The organism is Azotobacter beijerinckii, assembly GCF_900110885.1.
Classification (GTDB): domain Bacteria; phylum Pseudomonadota; class Gammaproteobacteria; order Pseudomonadales; family Pseudomonadaceae; genus Azotobacter; species Azotobacter beijerinckii.
Map to the genome: position 1 here is coordinate 1 of NZ_FOFJ01000141.1, position 2,474 is coordinate 2,474.

Consider the following 2,474-nt stretch of genomic DNA (forward strand, 5'->3'; position numbering starts at 1 on the left):
AGCACCGGGCCGGCTATCGAGCAGAGTTTAAGGAACGTGTGGAGTTGATCAGGTTTCATGGAATGACCTCCTGTGCAGTGTGCACCCAGGATGCCAGCGGCCCGGAGAATCCCAACTCAGCGGCATTCGCCTCTTCTTCCCGGAAGTAAGCTGGTGCTCGCTTTCAGGCCAGAAAATCGCCGGAAAAGCCCCCAAGCGGAGGTGTCCGTCGCGTATTGATATTCCCACCTAGAAACGCAATCCAGAAGGGAATATGCATGGCGATTGTTGATGAACAGGACCAGCCGCTGCGGGTGCTGAAACAGCACGAGTACCCAGTGGCGAGCCCAGGTGAGGAGCAGGCCGAGCTGACCACGGCCGCCCGCGACGTGCTTGCCGAGCGACGCCGACAGATCGAGGTGGAAGGCTTTTCGCCGGAGCATGATCGCCAATACGACCTCGGCGAGCTTCCGGCCGCTGCAGCCTGCTATGCGCTTTTCGCGCAGCGCCAGATGCTGGGCCTTCGCAAGAGCGAGCCAGACCACGCCTGGCCTTGGAATCTGGGGTGCTGGAAACCTGGCGACGCCCGCAGCGCCCTCGTCAAGGCGGGGGCATTGATCCTGGCCGAGATCGAGCGATTGGATCACCAGGAGCAGAAAGCCACTCACGTGTGAAAGCTGGGCAGGCTGGCGCCCGTCCGGATCAGTGCAGCGCGCACCGCTGGCAACAGGTCGGCGCACCAAATTCTCTGTGAACCGCTACCGAGGCGGGAGATTTATCTCCTGCCAGTGGCTTGTTGTCGTACCACCGTAAAGGCATTTATTACCGCATTATTTTAATTGTTTTTTCATATTATTTTCATTTTAAAAAAAGTGAAAATCTGATGACACCCGCCGTGCCCACATTGCGGAGGCGCCGACATCCGCCCTGCTGTTTCGCCACTGCCATCCAGGCCTCCCGTCACCGCTTGGGATTCCTTCAACACGCGATAGCTTGACCTGTACCTGCTGCACGCACACGGCCAAACCGAATGCCGGGCAGCATCAGTTCGCCATGTTCAACAACCGGCGAGCAAGCCGAAGGAGAGGACCAATGACCCACGAAACTGCACCGACGCAGAACCTGGTGGATGATGCACTGAACGAACTGGAGAACCTGGCCGACGACTTGGACGGAACCTACCCAGGCCGGGGAGACGGTGACGGTCTGCGCCGCGCTGCCAAGTTGATCCGGCGGCAGCAGGCGGCACTCGACAAGCAGGCCGCCCCGGTGGCCACTGCGCCGCCCCCTCCAGCACAGCAGCCAATCCAGCTGCGCTTCCCGACGATGCTCCGCAAGATGTGGTCGGGCGGCGAGGTTCAGGCATGGCTGGATGAACGAGGACCATTCTACGCAGCCCCGCCAGCGCCTAAGCCGGCGGCAGGGCGCGAAAACTACAAAGCGGCGCTCGAAGACATCGCCGCGGTGCTGTGCCAGTCGCCGGAGTGGGGAGCGGACCAGTTGGATGAGATTGTTGCCATCCTCGGCCGAGAAGGGATTCCCGTTTCGGAGGACGAGGCATGAGCGACCCCATGCTACCCTGGCCGAGAAAATCTCTGGCGAAATCTACCGTTCTGCGATGACTCCGACCAGCAATCGGGCCACATCGTAACGGACGCAATTTCTGTTTGAAGCGCTGCCGAGGTGGGGGATTTCTTCCAAGATCCCCCGCTATCGGCCGGTTATAGGCCCACCTGAAAAACTATTGCTTAGATATTATTTAAATATCCATTTCATATTACTTTCGACTGTATTCACTATCTAAGTAGGTGAACGAGCTTGAACCAGCTCTTGATTCGGCGCAGCGGGCCCACCAAGCTGGCAATCAGTGGCATGGATTCGAAATCCCCGGCCAAACCAGCAGCGAAGCCACGCCACCAGTAGACCCAGTTATCCCATGTGGTCGGGGCTGCAAGACCATAGTGCTCGTGAGCCTGGGGAGCCTCGGCAACGGCCCGCGCGGCACTGTCGAAGGCATCGGCCAGGATGATGGAAAGCGGGCGAGCCATGCGGAATTCCTCAGGTTCAACTCTCGGGAAGCCAGAGTGACCGAGCGGGTCACGCTGCGCCAACGATCTCATCCATCAGCCGCTTCGCTGCCAGCTTGACGCTGGCCGGCTGCTTCAGACGGTCGCCATGACCGCTGCGCTCGTAGGCAACGACCAACTGCGCTTTCCAGAGCACGCCATCGGTTGCGGGGTCAGGTTCTGCTCCTTGGCCGATGGCGATCCGCGCAGCGCGATAGGCCGCCTTCCACTCTGCACGGGTGGCGTTGTAGCGACCGAGCCATGGCTTGCGCTTGAAAGGGGCACCTTGGTGAAGGGGATTCTTCGAAGTGTGTTTTGCCATGCTGATTCCTTCCATTATCTCCGACCATGCTCAGGGCTGCCTCGGAAAACCCAAGCGCCAGCCTCTTGGGAACGAGGGAGAAATTTTCTCCTGCGTTTTCTCAGGAC

At 59.6% G+C, this 2,474-nt stretch carries 4 protein-coding genes; 2 read left to right on the forward strand and 2 right to left on the reverse strand.

The features are described from left to right. Positions 1-257 precede the first annotated feature (257 nt). Together BMY22_RS23125 and BMY22_RS23130 are read left to right on the forward strand one after the other, a co-directional pair. On the forward strand, positions 258-653 hold the full coding sequence (locus tag BMY22_RS23125; RefSeq protein ID WP_090625663.1) for a hypothetical protein: 396 nt from the start codon (positions 258-260) through the stop codon (positions 651-653). A 418-nt stretch (positions 654-1,071) separates the two neighbouring features. Continuing rightward, the gene (locus BMY22_RS23130; protein ID WP_090625665.1) at positions 1,072-1,542 is read left to right on the forward strand and encodes a hypothetical protein; all 471 of its coding nucleotides are present in this window, start codon (positions 1,072-1,074) and stop codon (positions 1,540-1,542) included. Positions 1,543-1,775: 233 nt separating this feature from the next. Here BMY22_RS23130 and BMY22_RS23135 read toward each other — a convergent pair whose 3' ends face one another. Both BMY22_RS23135 and BMY22_RS23140 read right to left on the reverse strand, forming a co-directional pair. Further along, positions 1,776-2,027, reverse strand: coding sequence for a hypothetical protein (locus tag BMY22_RS23135; RefSeq protein WP_090625666.1), 252 nt, complete (start codon positions 2,025-2,027; stop codon positions 1,776-1,778). 49 nt (positions 2,028-2,076) lie between these two features. Continuing rightward, the gene (locus BMY22_RS23140; RefSeq protein WP_090625668.1) at positions 2,077-2,367 is read right to left on the reverse strand and encodes a hypothetical protein; all 291 of its coding nucleotides are present in this window, start codon (positions 2,365-2,367) and stop codon (positions 2,077-2,079) included. Positions 2,368-2,474: the final 107 nt, after the last annotated feature.

What these genes read in the sequence shown, in the direction of transcription:
- BMY22_RS23125 (WP_090625663.1), top strand. Translation starts at nt 258, where the DNA reads ATGGCGATTGTTGATGAACAGGACCAGCCGCTGCGGGTGCTGAAACAG.
- BMY22_RS23130 (WP_090625665.1), top strand. Translation starts at nt 1,072, where the DNA reads ATGACCCACGAAACTGCACCGACGCAGAACCTGGTGGATGATGCACTG.
- BMY22_RS23135 (WP_090625666.1), bottom strand. Translation starts at nt 2,027, where the DNA reads ATGGCTCGCCCGCTTTCCATCATCCTGGCCGATGCCTTCGACAGTGCC.
- BMY22_RS23140 (WP_090625668.1), bottom strand. Translation starts at nt 2,367, where the DNA reads ATGGCAAAACACACTTCGAAGAATCCCCTTCACCAAGGTGCCCCTTTC.